General features: G+C 70.0%; 24 protein-coding genes and 2 pseudogenes. 8 read left to right on the top strand and 18 right to left on the bottom strand.

The annotated features are described in order from the left end of the window. Positions 1–92: 92 nt before the first annotated feature. Positions 93–995: a cold-shock protein gene (locus BLT28_RS42675; protein WP_030432766.1), complete on the bottom strand. Its 903-nt coding sequence runs from the start codon at positions 993–995 to the stop codon at positions 93–95. Here BLT28_RS42675 and BLT28_RS10650 point away from each other — a divergent pair. Next, on the top strand, positions 906–2,048 hold the full coding sequence (locus BLT28_RS10650) for a DUF222 domain-containing protein (RefSeq protein ID WP_081900731.1): 1,143 nt from the start codon (positions 906–908) through the stop codon (positions 2,046–2,048). The genes BLT28_RS42675 and BLT28_RS10650 overlap by 90 nt on opposite strands. Here BLT28_RS10650 and BLT28_RS10645 read toward each other — a convergent pair. Beyond that, positions 2,038–3,003 (bottom strand): helix-turn-helix domain-containing protein, encoded by a 966-nt coding sequence (locus tag BLT28_RS10645; protein ID WP_030432767.1) that lies wholly within the window; start codon positions 3,001–3,003, stop codon positions 2,038–2,040. The genes BLT28_RS10650 and BLT28_RS10645 overlap by 11 nt on opposite strands. A 51-nt stretch (positions 3,004–3,054) precedes the next feature. Here BLT28_RS10645 and BLT28_RS10640 point away from each other — a divergent pair, with 51 nt between their 5' ends. Further along, the gene (locus tag BLT28_RS10640; protein WP_030432768.1) at positions 3,055–3,447 is read left to right on the top strand and encodes a cupin domain-containing protein; all 393 of its coding nucleotides are present in this window, start codon (positions 3,055–3,057) and stop codon (positions 3,445–3,447) included. 300 nt (positions 3,448–3,747) lie between these two features. Then, a complete protein-coding gene (locus BLT28_RS41825; protein WP_231950727.1) occupies positions 3,748–3,918 on the top strand; it encodes a hypothetical protein in 171 nt (56 codons plus the stop codon). Here the strand turns inward: BLT28_RS41825 and BLT28_RS10630 are convergent. Beyond that, complete coding sequence (locus tag BLT28_RS10630; RefSeq protein WP_030432769.1) at positions 3,915–4,877, bottom strand: tyrosine-type recombinase/integrase; 963 nt, start codon at positions 4,875–4,877, stop codon at positions 3,915–3,917. The two genes, BLT28_RS41825 and BLT28_RS10630, sit on opposite strands and share 4 nt — an antisense overlap. Positions 4,878–5,040: 163 nt before the next feature. On the opposite strand from BLT28_RS10630, the gene BLT28_RS10625 reads away from it, so the two are divergent. Next, positions 5,041–5,928, top strand: coding sequence for a hypothetical protein (locus BLT28_RS10625; RefSeq protein ID WP_030432770.1), 888 nt, complete (start codon positions 5,041–5,043; stop codon positions 5,926–5,928). On the opposite strand, the gene BLT28_RS10620 is transcribed toward BLT28_RS10625, so the two are convergent. Then, positions 5,929–6,801, bottom strand: coding sequence for a S1 family peptidase (locus BLT28_RS10620; RefSeq protein WP_162184927.1), 873 nt, complete (start codon positions 6,799–6,801; stop codon positions 5,929–5,931). Between the two features lie 158 nt (positions 6,802–6,959). On the opposite strand from BLT28_RS10620, the gene BLT28_RS10615 reads away from it, so the two are divergent. Both BLT28_RS10615 and BLT28_RS10610 read left to right on the top strand, forming a co-directional pair. Continuing rightward, positions 6,960–7,604 carry an SDR family NAD(P)-dependent oxidoreductase gene (locus tag BLT28_RS10615; protein WP_030432772.1) on the top strand — a complete coding sequence of 215 codons (645 nt, stop codon included), beginning with the start codon at positions 6,960–6,962 and terminating at the stop codon, positions 7,602–7,604. Further along, positions 7,601–7,996 (top strand): nuclear transport factor 2 family protein, encoded by a 396-nt coding sequence (locus tag BLT28_RS10610; RefSeq protein ID WP_030432773.1) that lies wholly within the window; start codon positions 7,601–7,603, stop codon positions 7,994–7,996. The genes BLT28_RS10615 and BLT28_RS10610 overlap by 4 nt, the downstream gene beginning before the upstream one ends. Here the strand turns inward: BLT28_RS10610 and BLT28_RS42830 are convergent. Continuing rightward, a complete protein-coding gene (locus tag BLT28_RS42830) occupies positions 7,938–8,111 on the bottom strand; it encodes an alpha/beta hydrolase (RefSeq protein WP_081900725.1) in 174 nt (57 codons plus the stop codon). The two genes, BLT28_RS10610 and BLT28_RS42830, sit on opposite strands and share 59 nt — an antisense overlap. Positions 8,112–8,163: 52 nt before the next feature. Then, positions 8,164–9,417: pseudogene (locus tag BLT28_RS10605) on the bottom strand (alpha/beta fold hydrolase); the annotation flags it as partial. A gap of 88 nt (positions 9,418–9,505) precedes the next feature. On the opposite strand from BLT28_RS10605, the gene BLT28_RS10600 reads away from it, so the two are divergent. After that, positions 9,506–10,756, top strand: a complete 1,251-nt coding sequence (locus tag BLT28_RS10600) for an alpha/beta fold hydrolase (protein WP_030432774.1) — start codon at positions 9,506–9,508, stop codon at positions 10,754–10,756. 116 nt (positions 10,757–10,872) lie between these two features. On the opposite strand, the gene BLT28_RS10595 is transcribed toward BLT28_RS10600, so the two are convergent. The 7 genes and pseudogenes from BLT28_RS10595 to BLT28_RS10570 form a co-directional block, all read right to left on the bottom strand. Next, positions 10,873–11,991 carry an HNH endonuclease signature motif containing protein gene (locus BLT28_RS10595; RefSeq protein ID WP_083383712.1) on the bottom strand — a complete coding sequence of 373 codons (1,119 nt, stop codon included), beginning with the start codon at positions 11,989–11,991 and terminating at the stop codon, positions 10,873–10,875. Between the two features lie 482 nt (positions 11,992–12,473). Next, complete coding sequence (locus BLT28_RS10590; protein ID WP_030433778.1) at positions 12,474–13,202, bottom strand: MerR family transcriptional regulator; 729 nt, start codon at positions 13,200–13,202, stop codon at positions 12,474–12,476. Beyond that, entirely contained in the window at positions 13,189–14,403 is a 1,215-nt protein-coding gene (locus BLT28_RS10585) for an MFS transporter (protein WP_081900870.1), read from the bottom strand. Before BLT28_RS10585 ends, BLT28_RS10590 begins: the two co-directional genes overlap by 14 nt. 18 nt (positions 14,404–14,421) lie before the next feature. Continuing rightward, positions 14,422–15,456, bottom strand: coding sequence for an AAA family ATPase (locus BLT28_RS10580; RefSeq protein WP_030433780.1), 1,035 nt, complete (start codon positions 15,454–15,456; stop codon positions 14,422–14,424). 33 nt (positions 15,457–15,489) lie between these two features. After that, positions 15,490–15,615: a DUF6506 family protein gene (locus BLT28_RS41820; protein WP_231950846.1), complete on the bottom strand. Its 126-nt coding sequence runs from the start codon at positions 15,613–15,615 to the stop codon at positions 15,490–15,492. A gap of 250 nt (positions 15,616–15,865) precedes the next feature. Beyond that, positions 15,866–16,183: pseudogene (locus tag BLT28_RS41815) on the bottom strand (LysR family transcriptional regulator); the annotation flags it as partial. A 51-nt stretch (positions 16,184–16,234) separates the two neighbouring features. Beyond that, positions 16,235–16,990: an SDR family NAD(P)-dependent oxidoreductase gene (locus tag BLT28_RS10570; RefSeq protein WP_030433782.1), complete on the bottom strand. Its 756-nt coding sequence runs from the start codon at positions 16,988–16,990 to the stop codon at positions 16,235–16,237. Between the two features lie 101 nt (positions 16,991–17,091). Between BLT28_RS10570 and BLT28_RS10565 the strand changes: the two genes are divergently transcribed. Then, positions 17,092–17,925, top strand: a complete 834-nt coding sequence (locus tag BLT28_RS10565; RefSeq protein WP_030433783.1) for a helix-turn-helix transcriptional regulator — start codon at positions 17,092–17,094, stop codon at positions 17,923–17,925. Here the strand turns inward: BLT28_RS10565 and BLT28_RS42490 are convergent. The 5 genes from BLT28_RS42490 to BLT28_RS10545 form a co-directional block, all read right to left on the bottom strand. Further along, positions 17,922–18,044, bottom strand: coding sequence for a hypothetical protein (locus BLT28_RS42490; RefSeq protein ID WP_269459644.1), 123 nt, complete (start codon positions 18,042–18,044; stop codon positions 17,922–17,924). The two genes, BLT28_RS10565 and BLT28_RS42490, sit on opposite strands and share 4 nt — an antisense overlap. A gap of 87 nt (positions 18,045–18,131) precedes the next feature. Next, on the bottom strand, positions 18,132–18,947 hold the full coding sequence (locus tag BLT28_RS10560; protein ID WP_030433784.1) for a polysaccharide lyase family protein: 816 nt from the start codon (positions 18,945–18,947) through the stop codon (positions 18,132–18,134). Further along, complete coding sequence (locus tag BLT28_RS10555) at positions 18,947–20,461, bottom strand: alkaline phosphatase D family protein (protein ID WP_030433785.1); 1,515 nt, start codon at positions 20,459–20,461, stop codon at positions 18,947–18,949. The genes BLT28_RS10560 and BLT28_RS10555 overlap by 1 nt, the downstream gene beginning before the upstream one ends. Continuing rightward, on the bottom strand, positions 20,458–21,282 hold the full coding sequence (locus BLT28_RS10550) for a carbohydrate ABC transporter permease (protein WP_030433786.1): 825 nt from the start codon (positions 21,280–21,282) through the stop codon (positions 20,458–20,460). Before BLT28_RS10550 ends, BLT28_RS10555 begins: the two co-directional genes overlap by 4 nt. Then, entirely contained in the window at positions 21,279–22,169 is an 891-nt protein-coding gene (locus BLT28_RS10545) for a carbohydrate ABC transporter permease (RefSeq protein ID WP_231950725.1), read from the bottom strand. The genes BLT28_RS10550 and BLT28_RS10545 overlap by 4 nt, the downstream gene beginning before the upstream one ends. Positions 22,170–22,171 lie beyond the last annotated feature (2 nt).

Raw genomic sequence — 22,171 nt, 5'->3', positions numbered from 1 at the left:
GGAGGCTGCAGCCGCGTTGCTGACGGCACCATTGACGGGGATGAACGAGCACTCTCGTCGGGAAGTGATCAGCCATCGGTGGGGCCGCCTCTTCAGAGGCGTTCGATGCGGTCGGCCTGCGGGCCCCGGTCGCTCTGACGCACCGCGTACCGGACCCGGTCACCCTTCTGCAGCGGCTCCGACCCCATGATCACGGACACGTGGGCGAAGAGATCGTCGCCGCCTGCGTCCGGGGTGATGAAGCCGAAGCCGCGGTCGGCGTCGTAGCGCGCGACGACGCCCTCGCCGCCTCGTACGGGCACGTCCCGCGCCGCCGGCCCTGCGGCCCGGACCAGGTGCACGTCGCGGGCCTGCGGGCCCTTGTCTCCACTAGCCACCTCGTAGGCGACGCGGTCGCCCTCCGCGAGCCACGTCAGCCCCTCGGCCAGGGCCCGGGCGTGAACGAAGACGTCCCCGGCGCCGGAGTCGGGGTTGATGAAGCCGAAGCCCTTGTCCTCGTCGTACCAGGCCACCGTGCCGTCGGCACCGTCCGCGATACCAGCCGCAGCGGGTGAGCCGGCCCCTGCTCCCAGCGGGATCACGTGCCCGGCCTGCGGGCCGCGCTCGCCTTCGACGATCAGGAAGGCCACCCGCTGCCCCTCGGTGACCACGCCGCCGGTCACGATGGCGGAGCTGTGCACGAAGATGTCGGCGCCGCCGCCGTCCGGCGACGCGAAGCCGTACCCCTTGCCCGGCTCGTACCAGTTGACGGTGCCGAGCAGGCCCACGGCGCTGCCGGTGGCCGCATCGGCGGTGACGCGAACGCGCAGCGCCTGGGGCCCGCGGTCGTTCTCGCCGACCTCGAACACGACGGCCTGACCCTCGCGGAGCACTTTCGCGCCGCCGTCCCCGACGATCTCGGAGGCGTGCACGAACACGTCCGGCGAGCCGTCCTCGGGCGCGAGGAAGCCGAAACCCCGTTCGGCGTCGAACCAACGGACGGTCCCTTGCAGCATCACAGGCTCCAGGTCGAGAGGGCGGGCACTGGCCCCAGTCTCTCTGACAGACCTCCGGCCCGTTGGGCCGGGCCCACAGGCGGGCGGTGCGGAGCCAGGGGCGGGCCGTTGGTTCACCTGGCGACACGCCGAGTTTTGAGACAAGGTCTTAGTGGTGAGCATGCGGTGGTGATCTCCGATGCCGTCAAGCGGCTCCCCACCGAGTTTGTGGGGCGGGCGAATCGGGCGTTGGCGGAGGTGGCTCCGAGGTTGACCCCGCGGGAGCTGACGCAGGTCGGCAAACGGATCCGGGCCCATGTCGATCCCGATGAGGTGTTCCGGGATGAGCAGGACGGGATCGCGAAGCGGGCGTGGCGGATGGCCACCGACCAGGATGGATGCCTGCACATCAGGGCGGTCATCGACCCGCTCAACGGGGCGAAGATCAAAGCGTTCCTACTCGCCCTGTCCAAACCGAAGACCGTCAATGGGGAAAAGGATCCGCGTAGCGCGGAACAGCGGTTGGCGGATGCGTTCCTCGAAGCCATGACCACCGCCATGACCGCGAAAGACCTCCCGGCTCAGGGTGGGTCGAAGGCGCAGTTGATCGTCACGATGTTCCTCAGCGACCTCGCGACCAACACCGGTAGCGGGCAGACGCAGGACGGTGACCCGATCAGCGCCGGGCTGATGCGCCACCGCCTGCGATGCCGGGATCATCCCGATCGTGCTCGGCGGAGACAGCGAACCCCTGGAGCACGGGCGGGAACGACGTCTCGCTTCACCCGCCCAACGCAGGGCCCTGGCCATACGCGACAAGGATGTGCGTTCCCGGGCTGTGATCGGCCACCGGCCTGGACGGAAGCCCACCACCTACAGCATTGGATCGACGGCGGGCCGACCGACCTCACCAACCTCGTGCTGCTCTGTGTGCACCACCATCACGTGCTGCACGAAGGAGACTGGCAGATCGTCGTCGAGCACGGGATACCGAGCTTCATCCCACCACGATGGGTCGACCCGGACCAGACACCGGTACGGAACGTGCGGGTGGATCTTCAACTCAAGCTGTAGGTGCGAAGCGGCGGCGATAGGCGCTGGGCGTGAGGCCGGTTCGGCGCCGCATCTGGGCGCGCAGATTGGAGGTGGTGCCGAGGCCGCTGGCCTCGGCGACCCGGTCGAGGCGTAGCTCACCGCGTTCGATCAACCGGCACGCGAGGGTGACCCGTTCCTCGGTGAGCCACGCGAGCGGGGTCGTGCCCAGCTCGGCCTGGAACCGGCGGTGCAGGGTCGCCGGGCTCAGCGCGGCGCGGTCGGCCAGGTCGGCGACGGTGAGCGGTTCGGCCAGGTTCTCCTGGGCCCAGGCGAGCAGTGGTGCCAGGGAAGCATCGGGAACCGTGGCGACGGGGCGGGCGACGAACTGGCGCTGCCCGCCGTCGCGATGCGCGGCGAACACGAGGCGGCGGCTGACGGCGTTCGCGATCTCGGCACCGTGATCACGACGGATGAGGTGCAGGCCGAGATCCAGAGCGGCGGCGCTGCCCGCGGCGGTCAGGACATCGCCGTCGTCGACGTAGAGCACATCGGGCTCCAGGAGCACGGCGGGGAAGCGAGCCGCGAACCGCTCGGCCCACAGCCAGTGGGTCGTCGCCCGGCGGCCGTCGAGGACACCGGCGGCGGCGAGCGTGAACGCGCCGGTGCAGAAACTGACCAGTCGAGTGCCGCGTTCGGCGGCTCGGCGGACGGCAGCCACGACGGCCTGGGTGGGACCTGCTCCGGGGTCCGGGCGGTTCGGCACGATGAGCGTGTCGGCGGAGTCCACCGCGTCGAGCGTCGCCACTCGGGACAGCGTGAACATGTTGCCGTGCATGGACACCGAAGGCTCGGCGGAGCACAGGGTGAACTCGTACCACGGCCGGTCCAGCTCAGAGCGCCGCAGACCGAACAGCTCCGTGGCCACGCCCAGCTCGAACGGGTTGGAGCCCTCGTCGACGAGCACCACCACGCGGTGCGAGGATTCACGCGACATGTGCGATTTCTAGCACTTCCGGCGAGCGGTGGCGTAGCCGACGCTGAAGCGGTGAACAACGAACCCCTCTCCCTGACCGCCGCGCTCGACACCTTCGACGAACTCTGGGACCCGCGGATCGTCGCCCAGGTCAACGACTACGACGTCCGGATCGCCAAGGTGGCAGGCGAGTTCGCCTGGCACAGTCATGCCGACACCGACGAGTTCTTCCTCGTCCTGCAAGGAGAACTCCGGATCGGGCTGCGCGGGGAGGACGGCGAGCGCGAGGTCGTGCTGCCGAAGGGATCGATCTTCGTCGTGCCGCGCGGAGTCGAGCACAAGCCCTCCTCCGCGGACGGCGCGTCGATCCTGATGTTCGAGCTCACCGGGACGGTGAACACCGGTGATCAGCACGAGCAGCTTCCCGCGCACCTCAAGTCCACTACGGGGCGCGCCCTGCGCTGATCACCGCGTGGGAATGGGATTCCTTCTTGTACTCCGGCAGCGCCCGGTACTACGCGCGAGGCCGCATCGCCTACCCGGCGGCTGTCGCTGACGCACTCGCGACAGAGTTGCGGCTCGACGGTTCCGGGCGCCTGCTGGACGTCGGCTGCGGTCTCGGCTCGCTGACGCTGCTGTTGGCCAACGCGTTCGAGCGGGTGGTCGGGCTGAACGCGGACCGCGGTGGCTGCACGTGCGCGCCGAGGATTTGCCGCCGGGCTCGGCCGATTCAGGTTGGTCACCTTCGCGCAGTCGTTCCACTGGATGGATCGGCCCCGGGTCGCGGCGGCGGTACGAGGGATGCTGGACGCCGGGGGAGCGTGCGCGCACGTGCACGCGACGACGCATCAGGGCGTCGAACCCACCGGTGCGCTGCCGCATCCCACGCCACCGCATGCGGCGATCGCGGAGTTGGTGCGCGCCTACCTCGGCTAGGACTCCTTGGTGGGCAACGGGATCAGCGCCTGCTGGCCGTACTCCTGCCAGTCCGGGTGGTAGCCGTCGGCGTCGTCGGGCAGCGCGAGCTGGCGTGGCGCGGGTGCGATCTCCCGCAGTTCTTCCCACGAGGGAAAGGAAATCCCGGTTCCCTCCGCGGCGAGGGCCCCGGCGGCGTGGGCGAGCCGGCTCGGGGTGGTTCCCGGGCCGAGTCCGGCGCGCTGGGCGCTGCGGGCGGCCAGGCGGGCCAGCTCGATCACGGCGAGCGGCCGTGGCTGGACGGGATGGACGAACAGCCGCCGTCCGTCGGTCTCGGGGCGTTCGGCGAGCCAGGCGGTGAGGTAGCCGAGCACCGGTTCCGGCAGGGGCACGAAGCGCGCGCGGTCCCGGATGCCGCCACGGCGGCGGAGATCGCGCAGCGTCGCGGCGGTGATGCGCTCGGGCCGCCAGTGCAGGCACAGCAGCAGTCCCAGCATGCTGGCGCCCAGGGGACCGCCGAGCCACGGATCGCGGTGGGCCTGCACGACGACGGCGCGGAGCGCGGCCGCGTCCAGCTCAGGGGGCCTGCGGCGGGGGTGCGGGACGTACGCGGCGACCGCGTCGAGCGCGCGGGCCTGCTGCACCGGGTTGTCGGCGAGCAGCCCCGTGTCGGTGCAGTGCCGGTAGAAGGAACTCCACGCCGTGGCCGTGGTGGCGATGGTGTTGCGCCGCCGCACCGGGTGCGCTTCGGCGGTGAGGTCGTGGCGGTTGCCGGTGAGGCTGCGGCAGTAGTCCAGGACGTCCTCGGCCCGGGCGTCGAGGAGGTGGCGCTGGCGGTGAAGGTAGAGCCAGGTCGCCAGCGCGCCGAGGTCGCGGCCGTAGCGGTCGCGGGTGTGGTGGGAGGCCAGGGTGGTCAGCCACGCGGAGACCAGCCGCACGAGGTCCGCGGTGGTGACCGGGGAGCGGAACGGATCTGCCATGTCCCTGATGGTGGCACCGACCCCTGACAGTCGGCGTTGTCACCACATTCCTTGAATATGAAACTTTGTTCTTCCCCGCGGTGGGAGCGCCATTTCATCGGGATTTCACCGCTTCCCCATACGGTCCGCGTCTCGAACCGCACCCCTTCGCCAAGGAGCACCCGTGAAGCGATTCACCGCCGCCGTCGGCATGACGGCGATGACCGCCGTCGTGGGAATGAACGCCGCGCCCGCCGTCGCCGCACCGTCCACCGGACACGCGCGCGAGGTCGTGGTGGCCCCCGCCGAGCAGGCCGTGGAGAGCCTGCGTGCCCTCATCGGCGGGACCACCGACCAGCAGACCGTCCGGCGCAACCTCGAACAGCGGTCGGTGATCGCCTCGCCGCAGACCTTCGAGGGCTTGGTCATCGCTGCCGCGAAGCAGAACGACCCGACCGTCTCGGCAGCGGAGCTGGAGAAGATCCTCGCCGCGTTCCGGGACCTGGCGAAGATCATCGCCAACGTCGAGCCGATGGACGTCGAGCGGGTGTTCAAAGGCGTCACCGAGGCCGCGATGGCCGTCGCCGAGTTCCAGGCCACCGGCAACCTCGACGCCGCCCGGCGGGTGCTCTGCGGCTCCGGCAGCGCGGCCGCTGGCAGCCTGGCGATCCTCTCCGGCGTCGTCCGGATGTACGAGGCGAGCGCGAACCTCCCGCAGATCGCCCAGATCCTGAACGTGCTCGACCCCAGGACCCCGGAGGGCGCGAAGCTGTTCGCCGCGCTGCCCGAGTTCGCCAGGACCCCGCAGGTCAAGGCCGCGCTGGTGGCGCTGTCGGACATCGGCCGGACGCTGAACGAGATCGACAAGCAGAAGGTGGTCGCGCTGGCCCGGGACTGGGCCGAGGCGGCGGCGCGCTGCGACGTGAGCACCGTCCTGAAGCTGCCGGAGCTGATGGTCCGCACGTTCGACATGGGCCGCGAGATCCTGCGCCTCCTGCTGACCTCGCGGCTCGGCGACCTCAGCGCGATCCTGTCTCCCGCCGAGGCCGGCCGTGTCGTTGCCGTCCGGTAGTCAACGGACGCCGTCGATGAGGCTCGCCAGCCGCGGCTGGAAGGTCGCGACCTTCGTGTAGTAGTCCGGCGCGTCGGGTTCGACGTTCCCCGACCACGCGGCCACCCCGGCGAGACGGCCGTTCACCACGACCGGCGAGCCGCTGTCGGTCGCCCGCAGGCGAATGGCGCGATCGAGGCCGACGCACAGGTACGAGGCCCGGTCGTAGCTGACGCCGTGCCAGCGTGGCGGGAGGAAGCGGACACGCTCTGCCGCCTCCCGCGCGCACGTGGCGTCGTCGCCGACGGTGGTGGGTGCCTGCCACAGGACGGGCGTGTCGTCGGGGGACATGCGCCAGCCGTAGACGGTCGCGGCCTCGCCCCCTCGCGGCGCGGTCGCCGCGTCAGCCATCGGCAGGGTCGGTGCGTCCACCGGCTCGGCGAGCGTCACCAGGCCGATGTCGGCCGACGCCAGGGGGACGCGGCCGAACGCGCCGCCGAGGAAGGACTCCTCGGCCAGGCCCTGCCGGTAGCGGGGTTCGAACCAGGTGTCGGCGACCTTCACGACGCGCCCCGCGGTCCCGCGCAGGTCGTCGCGGCCGACGATCACCGTCAGTTCCGACGGCGTGGCGCGCCCGAGGCAGTGGGCCGCGGTCACCACGGCCCTGGGCGCGACCAGAGTGCCGACGCAGGTCTTGTCCGGGTTGCCGATGGCCACGACCCACGGCGCGGCCGCGGTGGACACCGGACCGCTGCCCGGAATGATGTCGGGCTGCGGCTGTGCGCGTTCCCAGATCAGGAACGGCGAGTAGAGGACGATCGGCGTCAGGATCACCAGAAGCGGTCCGAGCACCCACCACTTCCGCAGCCCGCGACGCCTTTTCTCTGCGGACATGTCCGCAGCATAGCGATTTCTCTTTTCGGGAATTGACGCCATACAATCGAATACGAAATTTGTCGTATCCCGAACGGGATATCTTCCCGGGCTTGACCTTGACATCGGTGTCAGGCTTTACCGTTCCCGCGTCCTGTACGACGACCAGGGAGCGAAGGATGCCGGGAGCCGTAGTCATCGGTGCCGGACCGGGGATCGGCCGCGCGGTCGCGAGCCGGTTCGCGAAGCAGGGGTTGCAGACGGCCTTGATCGCGCGGTCGGAGGCGACGCTGCGATCGGCCGCAGACGTGGGTGCCGAACTGGCGCTGACCGCCGACAGCACGGACGAGCAGGCGCTGCGGAGCGCGCTCGACGCGGTGACCGAGCGGTTCGGCTTGCCGGACGTCGTGGTCTACAACGCCGCCCTCGTCCGGGCCGACGCGCTCGGCGAACTGTCGGTGCGCGCCCAGATGGACGCGTGGGCGGTGAACGTCGTCGGTGCCGCCGTCGCGGCGGCGCACGTCCTGCCCGCGATGGCGGAGCGCGGCAGCGGTTCGTTCCTCGTCACCGGTGGAATGCCCGAGCCGAAGCCGGAGTACGTCAGCCTCTCGTTGGGCAAGGCCGGGGTGCGGACGCTGATCACGTTGCTGGACCAGCAGTTCGGAGCCTCGGGCGTGCACGTGGCCAGCGTGACCGTGGACGGTCCGGTCGCGCCCGGAACGGCCTTCGACCCCGACGTCATCGCCGAGCACTACTGGCGCTTGCACACCCAGCCGGCGGGTCAGTGGGAGCGCGAGGTTCTTTTCACCGGAGGAAACTCATGAGCACCGAGCAGATCGTCGAGACGCTGTTCGAGCGGATCGGCAAGGGCGACTTCGCGGGCGCGGGGGAGCTGTTCGCTGAGGAGGTGGACTGGGACATCCCGGGTGCCACCGACGTCGTGCCGTGGATCGGTCTTCGGCGGACGGGCGCCGAGGCCGCGGCGTTCTACACCACGCTCGACGACTACCTGGAACGCGACGTGTTCGAGGTGGAGCGGCTGTTCGTCGACGGCGACGAGGCCGTGGCGGTCGGCCACCTCCGCTCGGTCGTGCGGGCCACCGGCCGCGCCATTGCGACGCCGTTCGCGATTCGGATCACCGTGAGGGAGGGCCGCATCACCCGCTACCTCCTCCTGGAGGACAGCCACGCCGTCGCCACGGCAGCTGCGAACTAGGTTCCAGCAGGTACGTCTCGACGGCCGCGCGAACGCAGTCGGTGCGGGGATAAGCGGTGTGCCCCAAGCCTTCGTAGGTGAGCAGGCTGGTCCGGTGCGGCGCCTGCCGGTGCAATCCGAGTGCCCAGGAGTGCCCAGGAGTGCCCGGTCGCCGGGTCGTGCAACGGGTTCACCAGGAGGATCGGGTCTCCTGGGCCGATGTTCGCCGGGCCGGGCGGGTTCGCGGCCTTCGCGGGCCAGCCGACGCAGCTCAGCGCGGCCTCCTGGGCCTCGGGGGAGTAGCGCAGGTTCGGCGCGGCACGGCGCTGGGCCGCTTCGAGTACCTGCCACTCGCGGTAGCTGGTGACCCTGGGCGTCCAGTCCTGGCAGAACACCGACGGGCGGGGATGGTCGAGGAGATCTTGGCTCCGTTGCCGCGCGTTGTGCGCGGGCGACGCCGTGCCGGTGCGGAGGGAGGCCAGCCACGAGGCGAAGGCCGCGGGCTCGGGGCGGATGAGAGCACCGTAGGCGCGGTTGACCAGGTAGTCGGCGGAGACCGGTGTGGCTCCGTCGGACTCCACCAGGCGGCCCGCGTCGGCGGCGGCCATCAACTCGGCCCAGCGGGGCAGCACCGGGCGGCCGTGCCAGGCGCAGCCGGACTCCCGCTCGCACCAGCGGGCGAACTCGCTCAACGCGTCCTCGCCGTTGGCCGCCGCGCTGGTGAGGAAGCGGTCGAGCGACAGGCTGTGGTCCATGCTGCCGTCCAGCACCATGGCGCGGACGCGGTCCCCGAAGCGGGATGCGTACTGCGCGCCGATCAGCGTCCCGTAGGACGCGCCGAAGAAATTGATCTTCGTCTCGCCGAGTGCGGCGCGGAGTGCGTCCATGTCCCGGACCACGCTGAGCGTGTCCGCGTGGTCGGTCAGTGCGCCCGTGCGGTCGCGGCAGTCCTCGCGCAGTCGCTGGTTGTGCGCTGCCAGGCGGTCGAACTCGGCCTGGTCGCGGGGCGCGTGCCGCGGCCCCTGGGCGAGGAGCGCCGCCGAGCAGCGGATCGGTCGGCTGCCCGCCACCCCACGCGGGTCGAAGCCGACGATGTCGAAGCGGGCCAGGACCTCGGGGCCGAACAGCCCCGGGGAGCCCAGGGCGAGCCGAACCCCGGACGCGCCAGGTCCGCCCGGGTTGACCAGCAGCACGCCGATCCGGCGCCGCGGGTCGGCGGCGCGGCGGCGGGCCACCGCGAGCGGGAAGGTCTCCCCGGACGGCGCCGCCCAGTCCACCGGCAGGGTCAGCGCCGAGCACTCCGCGGTCCGGTCCTGCGCGCACGGCTGCCAGTCGAGTCCTTCCGCTGCTGCGCTCACCGGGCTTCCCGGCACCAGGGCCGTCCCCACCGCGAGCGCCACGGCCACTGCGCCGAACCGCCGACGACTGCGAACCAATCTCATGATCGCCAGTGTGACTGAAGGTGTCCACAGTGGACAAGGCGCGTTCCGTTGGCCACAACCGAACAGGACGTCCGGACAGGCTGGCCGCATGTGGAAGATGCTCCTGGCGTTGACCTTGCTCGTTCCGCCGACGCAGCAACCACGACCACTGGACTGGAAACCCTGCTTTGACAGCAGCCCGGTCGCGATGCAATGCGCGGACCTGGCGGTTCCCCTCGCGGAGAACGGAAAGCGCACGATCACGCTGAAGGTCGCGCGCCTGCCCGCCACCGGTGCCGGGAAGGGCTCGGTGCTGGCGAACTTCGGCGGACCGAAGGGCGACCAGATCGCCGCGCTCCGCTCCCGGCCGCAGATCTTCGACAAGATCCGGCAGTCGATGGACGTGATCACGTGGGACCCGCGCGGCTGTTCGGGGCTCAGCGAGCCTGTGCTGAACTGTGGCTTCGGATTCCTGCGCACTCCGCCGCTGCCGAAGGACCGGGCCGAGTTCGACGCGCTGGCCGAGGACAACCGCATCCGCCGCGACAAGTGCCGTGCGAACGATCCGGAACTGTACGACCACATGGACGCCGGCAGCGATGCCCGCGACGTGGAGGCCATCCGGATCGCGTTGGGGGAGAAGGAGATGAACTTCATCGGCACCTCCTACGGCGGGGTGATCGCGCAGTCGTACGCGCGCCCGTTCCCGCAGCGCGTGCGCGCGGTGTACATCGACGGTTCGGTGCCACACCACGAACAGGAGTGGGATCGGGAACTCGACGCCCTGATGCGGCGGTTCTTCGACCAGGCCGCGCCGGGCACGGAACAGCGCTGGCGTGCTCTGCTGGCGAAGGCCGCCCGGGAACCGATCCCCGCCGGAACGGCTCGGCACGACGGAATGCACCTGCAGCGCTTGGGTTCCACGATGGCCTGGCGGGGACCGGCCACCTGGGCACAGCTCGCCACCGCGATCGCGGCGGCCGAGCAGGGCGACGCGTCCGGCTTCATCCCGCCGGGCAACCCGAGCCCGTACCCCGGCACCATGGGTGACCAGGTGAAGCCCTGCCTGGACTTCCCCCGGCCCGCTGATCACCGGGAGCTGTCTGAAAGGATCGAACGGCTGAACCGGATCGCCCCGAACACCGGTGCTTCGTTCGGGCCTGCTTCGCACGGCCAGACCGTCTGCGCGGGACTGCCCGCGCCGGTGAACCCGCCGAAGCCCCTGCCTCGGCGGCTGCCGCCGATGCTGGGCGCGGGCACCTGGCTGGACCACGGTTCCACCGCGCGCGTAGTGGACCAGGTTCCCGGCAGTCGCACCACTACCACGACGGCCCCGGCCACAACCTGTTCTTCGGCATGACCAACGCGTGCGTCATCGACCACGCCAGCCGCTACATCACCACGCTGGAGCTACCGCCCGCTGGTGCCACCTGTTAGCGCGCGTCCTGCAAATCGTCACATCAAGCAGGGCGCACCTTAGAAGGGCGCGGGTTCGGCGATGGGTTCGAGTTCGGTCTCGATCACCCTGCCGCTCGGTGTGGTCCACGCATGCGTCCCGTCGGGGCGGTTCTCGCAGGACCAGTTGGAGTGGGTCTTCATCCGGTGGTGGTGCCTGCACTTCGGTCGCAGGTTGGCGATGGTGGTGTTGGTGCCGTCAAAGGGACAGCAGTGGTCCACGTCGCAGCGGTGGGCGGGTTGGTTGCAGCCGACCATCGTGCACGTGGGATACCGGGCGTTGATGAGTTCCCGTTGCGCCGGGGTGGGCCGGTAGGTGGTGATGTGCTCAGCCATCCCCGTCACCGGGTCAGTCAGGATGCGCTTCCAGATCCCATTCGCCGCCACATCCGCCACGACCTCCGCGGGCAGCGGCCCGTATCCGCCGAGCATGACCGGGTCTGTGGTCAGACCCAGGATGTTGGTGATCGGCATGGTCAAGTTCACACACACCTCCCCCTGCGGCGCCGGAGTGTCCTTCCCCATCAACAAATCCGCCGCGACATCCGACCGCTTCTGATCCAGCGTTCGGTCATCCTTCGGCAGTGCCCGCGCGATGCGGTCGATCCGATCGAAGGCCAAGGCCGCGTCGAGGGCAGGCAAAACGACGCGCAGGGAGCACATGCCGTCGTCGAGGTTGAACTTCTCCACCAACCGCTGCTTGCGCTTCTCCTCATGACGCCGCAGGGCTGCTTCGGCGTCGAGCTTGAGGACATAGCGCCGGGCATAGCGTTGGCTCGCGGTGTAGTTGTGCGATGCCGCATGCGCGATCAACACGGGTTCGGCGATGGCCTGGTTGGCGGCGTCGAGGACACTGACCTGATCGATGATCATCAACGCCTTGCCCTCGTCGATCCGCCCCTCCGACAACGCTTCCAACACCGCCGGGTGCTCTACCAGCGACATGGCGCGGTCGATGAGCTTGTTGCCCTTGACCTGGGAGACACGCAGCAGCGGCATCAGGACATCCCCGGCGTACTGCTGCACTTGCGGGTCGAGGTCGTCATAGAGCTTCATCAGGGTTGAGGCGAAGTCCGCGACAGCCTTACCGATGGCGGCGTAGGCGGCGACGAGTTCGTCTTCGATATCGGCAGGGGCCATACTCCTATTTTAGCGTCTGCAAATAGTGGATCATGGCTCTACGGAGTGAACTTTCCCTTATCGCCCAACGGTTCCAGCCCTAACGCAGGTCCCAGCAAACGGAAGCCGGGAACCCAGCCGAGGCTTTACCTGGGGTGCGCGTGCCATACGCTTCCCGCGAGGGCCGGAGTTTCATCCCGTGCCCCGTAAGGCCCACGGGCACGCGCAAGGGGCCCCAGGTCAAGCCGACCCCACGCCGGAACCAGCCACACCCCGCTGGAAACAGCCAGCCCCCGCCGGAACCAGCCACACCCCGCTGGAACCAGCCAGCCCACACTGGAACCAGCCACCCCCGCTGGAACCTGTCACACCACGCCGGAACCAGCCACACCCCGCCGGAACCAGCCACCCCCGCTGGAACCAGCCACCCCCGCTGGAACCAGCCACCCCCGCCGGAACCAGCCAGCCCACGCCGGAACCGGCGCAAGCTGGAAACCCACCACCTACACCACGCGCGCCAGCCGCTGCTCGACGATCTCGTCGAGCCGTCGCCACGCGGGGCTGTCGATGCCGTTGTGACCGATGACGACCTCGACGGCCTCGCGGGGGACCTCCTTCCAGCTCGGGAGGTCCGACGGGAGGGTCATGCGCCGGGCCAGGCGGAACGCCGCGTCCGCGATCGCGTCCAGCCTTGGATCGTCGGGTTCCCAGTCGATCGCCTCGTCGTAGGAACGCATGACCGCCACGTACTCCTCGTCCTCCAGCAGGGCGGTGCGCACGGGGAGGTACGCGCGAGCGAAGCCGGGGGCGAGCGCGCAGATGAGGATCCAGCCGTCGCGGACCGCGCGCTCGTGCCGTTCGGACAGGCCGAGCGCGCGGAAGCGCTCCATGTGCTCGACGGCTTCGGGTGGCAGGCAGAGCCGGTCGGGCTGGTCGAGCTGACGGAGCTGCCTGCGGCGGTCCTGGAGTTCGCGGATGCGGTCGCGCAGCTCGCTGTCGATGCGCTCGATCTCACCGGGCCGGGCGTGCAGGACGTCGGGAATGCGGGAGAGCGGCACGCCCGACTTGGCGAGCGTGACGATGCGGGCGAGGTCGATCACGGCCTGGGCGTCGTAGCGCCGGTAGCCGGAGGCGTCGCGTTCGGGCTCGGGGAGGAGCCCGCGCTGGTGGTAGACGCGCACGGCTTTGGTCGTGCAGCCGACGTGCGCGGCGAGCTGGCTAATCGTGAGCACGCGCGGACACCTCCTGGGGTGCTTCGAGATCGCGCAGGGCGGGCCCCGTCGCGCAGGCGAGCCCGACCACGATCCAGACGGCCACGACTCCCCACGCCAGGACCGGCAGGCCGCCGTTCGCGACCACGACACCGGCGACGCCGAGCCCGAGCGGCCCGGACACCAGGGACGCGGCGTTCATCATTCCCATGACGCTGCCGAGCTGGGCGGCTGGGACGCGTTCGGCCACGACAACGCTGAACACCGGGCTGACGATCCCGCTGGACACTCCGACCACCACCGCGCCGAGCCCGACGAGCCAGAACCCCTCCAGCGTAGCGATCAGGACGAGTCCCGCCGTGGTGGCCGCGACGGCGACCGTCCACGCCAGGCGTCGCGACACCTTCGCCAGGACCGCGTACCCGGCCGAGCCCGCGATCACCCCGACGGCAAGGGCCGACATGGTGAAACCGAGCAGGTCCGGGCGGCCCGACGCGGCGAAGTGCGCCGGGAGGAGCACCTGGAGCAGCGGCGCGGACATGCCCGCGGACACCGTGGCGACGCTGAACAGCTTCACCAGGACGGGTGTCCACCGGAGCGCGCGCCAGCCGCCGCGGACACCGGGCTCCGCCTCCCGTCCGCCCATCACCGGCGGCACCCGGATGCCGAGCGTCACCAGTGCGGCCAGCGCCGAGCAGGCGGCGGTCAGCCACAACACCCGCTCCGGGTCGAACACGCCGAGCAACACCCCGGCGAGGGCCGGGCCGGTGAACAGCGAGAGCCCGAACACGCCTTGCCGCACCGAGGCGACCGTGTCCAGCGCGACCCCGGAGCGCTCCGCGACGCGAGGCATCAAGGTCTGCCGCGCGGTCATCCCCGGGATGTCGAACAGCGCCCCCGCCGCGGCCAAAGCGATCATGACCGGCAGGGACAGCCCGCCTGCGATGCCCACCAACGCCAGCGCCGCGACCGACGCCGCGGAGCCGACATCGGCGATGACCGCGAGGCGGCGGGCGCCGAACAGGTCAACGAGCCTGCCGATCGCGAAGGTCGCCCCGACCTGCACCACGCCCGCGCACGCGGCGACGATCGCGGCCGCGGAGGCGTCGCCGGTGCGGGCGAGCACGAGCCACGGCAGCACCACGTTGATGGCCGAATTGCCGAACAGGGACAGCCCTTCCGCGGCCACGTACGTGGGCAGGACCAGCCGAGAACGTGTCATGCCACGGAGCACACAGCCTTACCCCTGGGGCAAGGTCAACCCGAGCAACGCGGCCGTGGTCTCGTCGGCGTTGTGACCCGTCGTGTCGAGCACGATCTGGCCGGTGTGCCGCAGCCGCTCAGCCTCGGCGACCGCGCGGGCGGTCACGTCGAGCTGCACGGCCTGGGAGGCTCCGCGGAGTTCGTCGCCCGCCAGCAGCGCGCCCTCGCCCGCGGCTCGCCGCTTCACCCGCTCGGCCAGCGTCGCGGCGTCGGCGTCGAGCAGGACCCTGGTCACCGAGTCCTCCGGGAAGATCCCCGTGGGCAGCGCGTCGCGCGTCACGACGATCAGCACTTCGGCACCGGCCTGGTGGTAGCCCTGCCACAACGCCGAGAGGCAGGCAGCCGACAGGACGGAATCCGGTCCGGGGTGCACGAAGCCGAGCTGCGCCATGTCGACGTAGGCGGTGGGAATGCCCTTCTGCCAATGGGTTTGCAGCGCGCCCCACGCGGCGGTCGACTTGCCCACGGCCGTGGCTCCACTCACGACGATGACGCGCGGGGGCGGTGGAGTGGGAACGGTCAGCGGCTGGACCTCGCCGGGGCGCACGACGCAGTGCTGTAGCAACTCGGAGACGGTGTCCTCGGGCTGCTGACCGGTCGTGTCCATGACGTCGTCGAAGCGGTCGAACACGTCCGCCACCTCGAAGAGAGCGTCCAGCGTGTCGGGGGAGGAACCACGACCGAGGTACCGGCGGCGCAGCTCGTCCCGATCGCACCCCAGACACACGAGCGTCAGACCGGTCCAGCACGGAGGACTGTTGGGATCGACGACGCCGGAGATGATCACCTGCTGGACACCGCGGCGGCGCATCAGGTCGAGCAGGCGCACCACGTTGTCGGCCTTGATGGCATGTCCCGCGTCGCCGCCGCCCGGAGGTGGACCGACGAGGCCGAGCTGGTCGACGTCGACGTAGACGACGCTGCCACCCCGCTCGGCGATGCGCGTGTACAGGCCCCAGCCGGTGGTGGACTTCCCCGTGCCCGGAGCCCCGGTCACCCACAGCGCTTCCATGTCTGAAGAACCTAGGGAACCGGGGCAACCGAATTATCCGAAGAGCGCGTCCAACCGCTCAGTGGCCTCGGAGCCGTAGGTGACGGCACCGACCGGGACGTCCACCGCCTCGATCACCCGAGCTGTCCAAACAGGACCGAACGCTCCGCACGGCTCGATCAGCTGAGCACCCTCGGCGGCGAGATAGACAACACCCCACTGTCACAAGGCCATGACCGCACGAAACCGCGTCGCTGGCAAAGCTGTCCACGAGGATGTCCCGAACGGTTCGCACGCAACGGCAACCACTGCAGATCCGCACTGTCCCAGCGCGGTCGTAGTGCCACGAGATCACAGCCGTGCAGCAGCTCCGCGACGAACAGCGATCGAGAAGCCGATCGTGGTAGCCGGGCGCGAGATCCCGTTCGTACAGCAGCAAATCCTGCTCGGCGAGATCACCCCAGCTCACATCGTCCCGATTGGCCAGCGCGTGGTCGCGGCGGACGAGCACCCCGAGCGGGACATCGCTCACCACGAACGCGCGCACGGCGAGGTCCGCCGTGTCCAGCATCGGCCGGGCGTGGGGGAGCAGCGCCTCCGAGGCCGGGGTCGGCACCATGCCGCTCGGCGTGCGCGTGAACAGCGACGCGCCGCGTTCCTTCTCCGGCGCGATGATCGGCTGGCTCAGCGACGACGCCCGGATACCCAAGCGCTCCGCGGCCCTGGTGAGGTGTGCCTCCTCGACCACCGCGCACAGCTACCGCAACCGCCGCAGCTCCATCGCGCCATCCTACGAGCGCTAGAGGAACGTGCCGCCGGAGATCTCGATGCGCTGCGCGGTGATCCACCCGGTGCCGTCAGTCAGCAGCGCCGCGATCGAAGCACCGATGTCGTCCGGCTGACCGGTGCGTCCGAGGGCGGTCTGCGCGGCGAGGAAGCTGTTCAGCTCCGCGTTGTCCCGCACGACCCCACCACTGAAGTCGGTCTCGACCGGGCCGGGCGCGACGGTGTTCACCGCGATACCGCGCGGGCCCAGCTCCTTGGCGAGGTAGCGGGTCAGCACCTCCACCGCGCCCTTCATGCTGGCGTAGGCGGAGTATCCGTTCAGAGTGAAGCGGGTCAGGCCGGTGGACAGGTTGACGATCCGCCCGCCGTCGGCGAGCAACGGCAACAGTGCCTGGGTGAGGAAGAAGACGCCCTTCAGGTGAACGTTCATCAGCTCGTCGAAGACGTCCTCGGTCACCTCGCCGAACGGCGCGTTCCTGCCGATGCCCGCGTTGTTGACCAGGAAGTCGAAGGTGTCCCGGCCCCACCGGTGCGCGAGTTCGTCCCGCACGGCACCGGTGAACGCGGCGAAGGTGCCGCTGTCCCCGGCGTCCAGGGGCAGTGCGACGGCGGTCCGGCCCAGCTGCCGGGCCTCGGCGACGACGGCTTCGGCCTCGGCCGCCGCGGTGCGGTAGGTGATCACCAGGTCCACGCCCTGGCGGGCCAGGTGGAGCGCGGTGTTGCGGCCGAGACCCCGGCTGCCGCCGGTGATCAGTGCGATGCGTGTCATGGCGACAACCCTCGGCCGGGTGCCGACACCGCGGAAGGACTCCCTCATCCAGGGATCGGCGATCCCTGGCTGACGGCGCGGGGCTGCCTACGATCGGGCACATGGACAGGGAACAGCTCGCGCACTTCCTCCGCACTCGCCGGGAGGCGTTGCAGCCGGAGGACGTGGGCCTGCCCCGCAGACCGCGCCGACGCACCTCCGGGCTGAGCCGGGACGAGGTCGCGGTGCTCGTGGGCATGTCGACCGACTACTACAGCCGCCTGGAACAGCAGCGCGGACCGAAGCCCTCGGAGCAGATGCTGGCCGCGATCGCCCAGGGGCTGCGGCTGAGCCTCGACGAGCGCGACCACCTGTTCCGCCTGGCCGGGCACAGCGCGCCGACCCGGGTGCTGCGCTCCGACCACGTCAGCCAGGGGCTGATGCGGGTGCTGGACCGGCTCACCGACACGCCGGCGCTGGTGCTGAGCGATCTCGGCGAGACGCTGGTGCAGAACTGGCTGGCCACCGCGCTGCTCGGTGACCAGACCCACTTCACCGGGCTCGCCCGCAGCTCGGTCTACCGGTGGTTCACCGACCCGTCCTCGCGCGCGATCTACCCCGAGGCCGACCACGACCACCACGCGCGCGTGCAGGTCGCCACGCTCCGGGCGGCGTTGGTGCGCAACGGTCCCGGCTCGCGGGCGCGGGCGCTCGTGGACAGCCTGCTGGAGCTGAGCCCGGAGTTCACCGCGTTGTGGGAACAGCACGAGGTGGCCGTGCGCAGGGGCGAGCACAAGCGCGTGGTGCACCCGGAGCTGGGCGTGCTCGATCTGCACTGCCAGGTGCTGCGCACCGACAGCCAGGACCAGATCCTGCTGGTCTACACGGCCTCGCCCGGCACCGAGGGCTACGAGAAGCTCACCCTGCTCTCGGTGCTGGGCTCGACGGCGTCCTAGTCGTCGAAGGCGTCACCGAAGAAGAAGGTCTGCGTCTCGACCTCGGCGCCCTGCGGCGGCTTCGGAGCGTCCTCGGCCGGGTCGGGCGCGTTCTCGGTCGGAAACTCGGTGTTGCTCATCAGATCCCCTCGCCGGTGGCTTGGCGCACGTCGCGCATGATCCAACCGAACGACGGCGGGGTTCGGCAACCCGCGATCGGGCGATTGTCAGCCGGGCTCGAACACGCCTACGGCGTCGTAGGCGTGCCACGAACCGCTGGCCTTGCCCAGTGCGATCACGTTCTCGCCGACGCGCAGCGCGTTCCACGGCAGGGGGACCTCCACGATGGACGGACGCAGGAGCGGGCCCTCGCCGATCGTGGAGCCCTTGGTGGCGCCCTTGTCCAGGGCCACGTCGGTCACGGGCGCTCCGTTGCAGGACACCGTCAACCTGCCGGGGTTCGTGGCGTGGGTGTCGATCAGCCACACTGCGAGCACGAGCACGAGCTCGCGGACCGAGGGCAACGGGAACCGGAACCGGAAGGTGTGCGCCTTGCTCCCGGCCCACTTGTCCGCCGGGCCGGGGTGCAGGTAGGGCCAGTCGGTACCGGGCGAGCTGGAACCGAACGCGTAGTCGGGCCCGGTGGGAAACCGCGTCGAGTACTGCTGGTAGCCGTTGGGGGCGAGCGCCAGCTCCAGGCTCTTGCGGTCGTAGTCCCCGATGACCGCCACCGGTCTCCCGGACACCGTGACCGAGGTCAGCGACGAGGCACGCGACACCGGGCTCGGTCGGCTGCGGTTTCCCGCGGCGTCAACGGTGACGACGCGGTAGTACCAGGTTCGGCCGCGCGGCCCGAGGTTGTCGTGCCGGAACCGCGTGTAGACGGTCTTGCCGACCAGTTCCCCTTGCGAGAAGGGGGTTTCCGATGCGTAGACGGCGAAGTGGTCGACCAGCGGGTGAAAGGAGTTCGCCTCCCAGGTGAGGTCGATCCACCCGATACCGGGGGTGACCGCGAGTCGCCGGATCCCAGGGCCTCCTGACATCACAGCGCCTCCAAACCGGGACGCCCGGCGGTCGTGACGAAGCGGGCGGCGGTGGCGACCGGGGCCCGGTCATCGCGCCGGATGTAGTCGACGACCTTGTACTCGGAGGTCAACCGCTCCGGCGTCATCCTGCCGAGCAGGTAACCGCGTCGGCCGTCGTAGAACTTCACGTGGGGGTTGCTCAGCCAGAGATCGGTGTAGGCGTCGCGAGGAGCGCCGTCTCCGTCCGAGCCGATCGATCCGGCCACCAGTTCGGTGCCGATGGTGGCGGACGCGGGATCGTTGAAGTCCGCCTTCAGCTCGGCGGCGACATGGCGGTGGATGTCCCCGGTCAGCACGACCAGGTTGGGCGTGCGAAGGGCCAGCAACCGCTCCCGCTCGGCGCGGAAGCCGTCCCACTGGTCGTCGCTGAAGGTCTGGCCCGGCCCGGTGTCCCGGTCGATCTGCGCCATGACGACCTGCTGTGCCAACACGTTCCACGTCGCCGAGGAGGAACGGAGTCCATTGTGGAGCCACTTCTCCTGCCGTGCGCCGAGGATGCTCTTCTCCGGCACTCGGTACTGGCGCGTGTCGAGCACGTTGATGTCCGCCAGCCGCCCCCAGTGCAGGCGCCGGTACAGGGTCATGTCCGGGCCGTGCGGCAGGGAGGTCCGGCGCAGCGGCATGTTCTCGTAGTACGCCCGGTAGGCGACCGCGCGCCTGCGGTCGAAGTCCTCCGGCGTCACGCCCTGCCCGGCGTGATCGTAGTTGTTCTGGACCTCGTGGTCGTCCCAAGTGGACACCCACGGGGCCCTAGCGTGCACGGCCTGCAGGTGTGGGTCGGACTTGAAGAGCGCGTACCGCAACCGGTACTGCTCAAGCGTGCGGACCTCGGCATCGTGCACCTTGTCGAGCTGAACGCCCTCGCGCCACAGGTTCACGGAGTTGATGGCGTACTCGTAGATGTAGTCGCCGACGAAGAACACGAGGTCTATGTCCTCGGCCGCCATGTGCCGGTACGCCGTGAAATGCCCGTGGTACCAAGCTTGGCAGGACGCCACCGCGAACGACAGCGACGGTGCCTGATCATCCCGGGCCGGAGCCGTCCGCGTGCGACCGACCGGGCTGATCGAGCGTCCCGCGCGGAACCGGTAGAAGTACTCCCGCCCAGGGCGGAGCCCGTTCACCTCGGGGTGCACGGAATGTGCCAGGTCGGGGGAGGCGACCGCGTGCCCGCGCCGGACCACTCGCGAGAACTGCGGGTCCTCGGCGACTTCGTAGTGCACGTCGAAAGGGCGCCGCGGCATGCCCCCGTGCCCGTCCGCGGCCAGCGGCTCCGGGGCCAGACGCGTCCACAGGACGAACCCGTCCGGCTCAGGATCACCGGAGGCGACACCGAGCTTGAAGGGATCGGCGGGAACGTCCTCGCCGCCGGGAGTGGACGCGTGCGCCGGGGCCCCGGTGCCGAGCGCGATCGCCGCCGCGCTGACTCCTGCGAGGCCGAGGAACGTTCTTCTGCTGGGTAAGCCGGTCATTTGACACCACCCGAGGTCAGGCCGGAAATGATCCAACGCTGGAAGAGCAGGACCGCGACGACCAGCGGCACGGTGACGATGACACCGGCGGCCATCTGCGTCCCGAACGGACTGTCGTAGCCCGCGAACCCGGCGAACTGGGAGATCCGCACTGTGGCGGTCTGTATCTCCGGTTTGCTCACCATGCTGAGCGCGATGACGAACTCGTTCCACGCCACCACGAACACGATGATCGTGGTGGTGAAGACACCGGGGACCGCGATCGGCAGGATCACCTTGCGGAAGGCCTGGCCCCGGGTGCAGCCGTCCACAGTGGCCGCTTCCGCCAGCTCCACCGGCAGCTGGCGGAAGAACGTGGTCAGGTTCCACACCGCGAGCGGCAGCGCGAAGGACATGCTCGGCACGATCATGGCCTGGTAGCTGTCGATCCAGCCGATCTCGGAGAACAGCTTCAGCAGCGGCACCACCAGCGAGATCCCCGGGAACATCGAGGTGGCGATCACCAGCGCCAGCACAGCGTTCTTGAACCGGAAGTCCAACCGGGCCAACGCGTACCCGGCCAGGGTGCCGAGCAGCACGGTGAACACGGTCGTGACGCCCGCGACCACCAGGCTGTTGAGCAGTGCGCGGGTGAACTGGTTCTGCCCGCTGAACACCGCCTGGTAGTTCTCCAGCGACCACGGCGACGGCAGCACGGACATGTCGAAGATGTCACTGGTGCGGCGGAAGCTCGACACCACCATCCAGTAGAACGGCGCGAGGCAGTACAGGATGATGACGGTGATCCCGAGCAAGGGCGCCAGCCGACGGACAGCGGTCATGTCGAAGCGCCCTTCTTCTTGTCTCCCAATAGATCCGCGCCGAGCAGCTTGACGAACACGAACGCGATGACCACGACGTAGAGGAACAGGACCACCGAGTACGCCGCGGCCGGGCCGTACCGGACCTGGTTGGCCTCGCTCCACGCGAGCATCGACAACGTCTCCACCGAGCCCTTCTGCGGGCCGACGAGCACGAACGGCAGGTCGAACATGCGCAGCGCGTCCAGCAGCCGGAACAGCACCGCCACCAGCAGGGCGGGCTTGACCAGCGGCAGGGTGACCCGCCACAGCCGCTGCCACACGCTCGCCCCGTCCAGTCGCGCCGCCTCGTTCACCTCGTTCGGGATCAGCTGCAAGCCGGCGAGCACGAGCAGGCCGACGAACGGCGCGGTCTTCCAGGTGTCCGCGATGATCACCGCGACCTTGGCGGCCCAGCCGTCGGAGGTCCACAGCAGCTCCGTCGCGAGCACCTGGTTCGCCACCCCGTCGGACTGGAAGATCCAGCGCCACAACAGGCCCGAGACCGCGGTGGGGATCGCCCAGGGCACCAGGATCGACGCGCGGACGAGCCCGCGGCCCCGGACCACCCTGTGCATCACCAGTGCCATCGCCGTGCCGATCACCACCTCGATCGCGACGGTGGTGAAGGTGAAGAAGGACGTGTTGCCGAAGGCCGTCCAGAACCGCGATCCGAGCGCGTCGGCGTAGTTGTCCAGTCCGACGAACCGGTCGCCGGTCTGCAGGAAGCCGTCCGCGTCCAGCTGGTCACCGCTGCGGTAGAGCGATTCCCGAACGGCGGCCAGCAACGGGTACCCGACCACCAGCCCGAGCACGAGCAGGGTCGGCGACAACAGCAGCGCGGCCATCCTGCCGGCTCGGGCCTGCACCG

It is taken from the genome of Allokutzneria albata (genome assembly GCF_900103775.1).
Classification (GTDB): Bacteria; Actinomycetota; Actinomycetes; order Mycobacteriales; family Pseudonocardiaceae; genus Allokutzneria; species Allokutzneria albata.
Note: the sequence above shows the minus strand (reverse complement) of the source record. Positions and strands in the feature narration are given on the sequence as shown.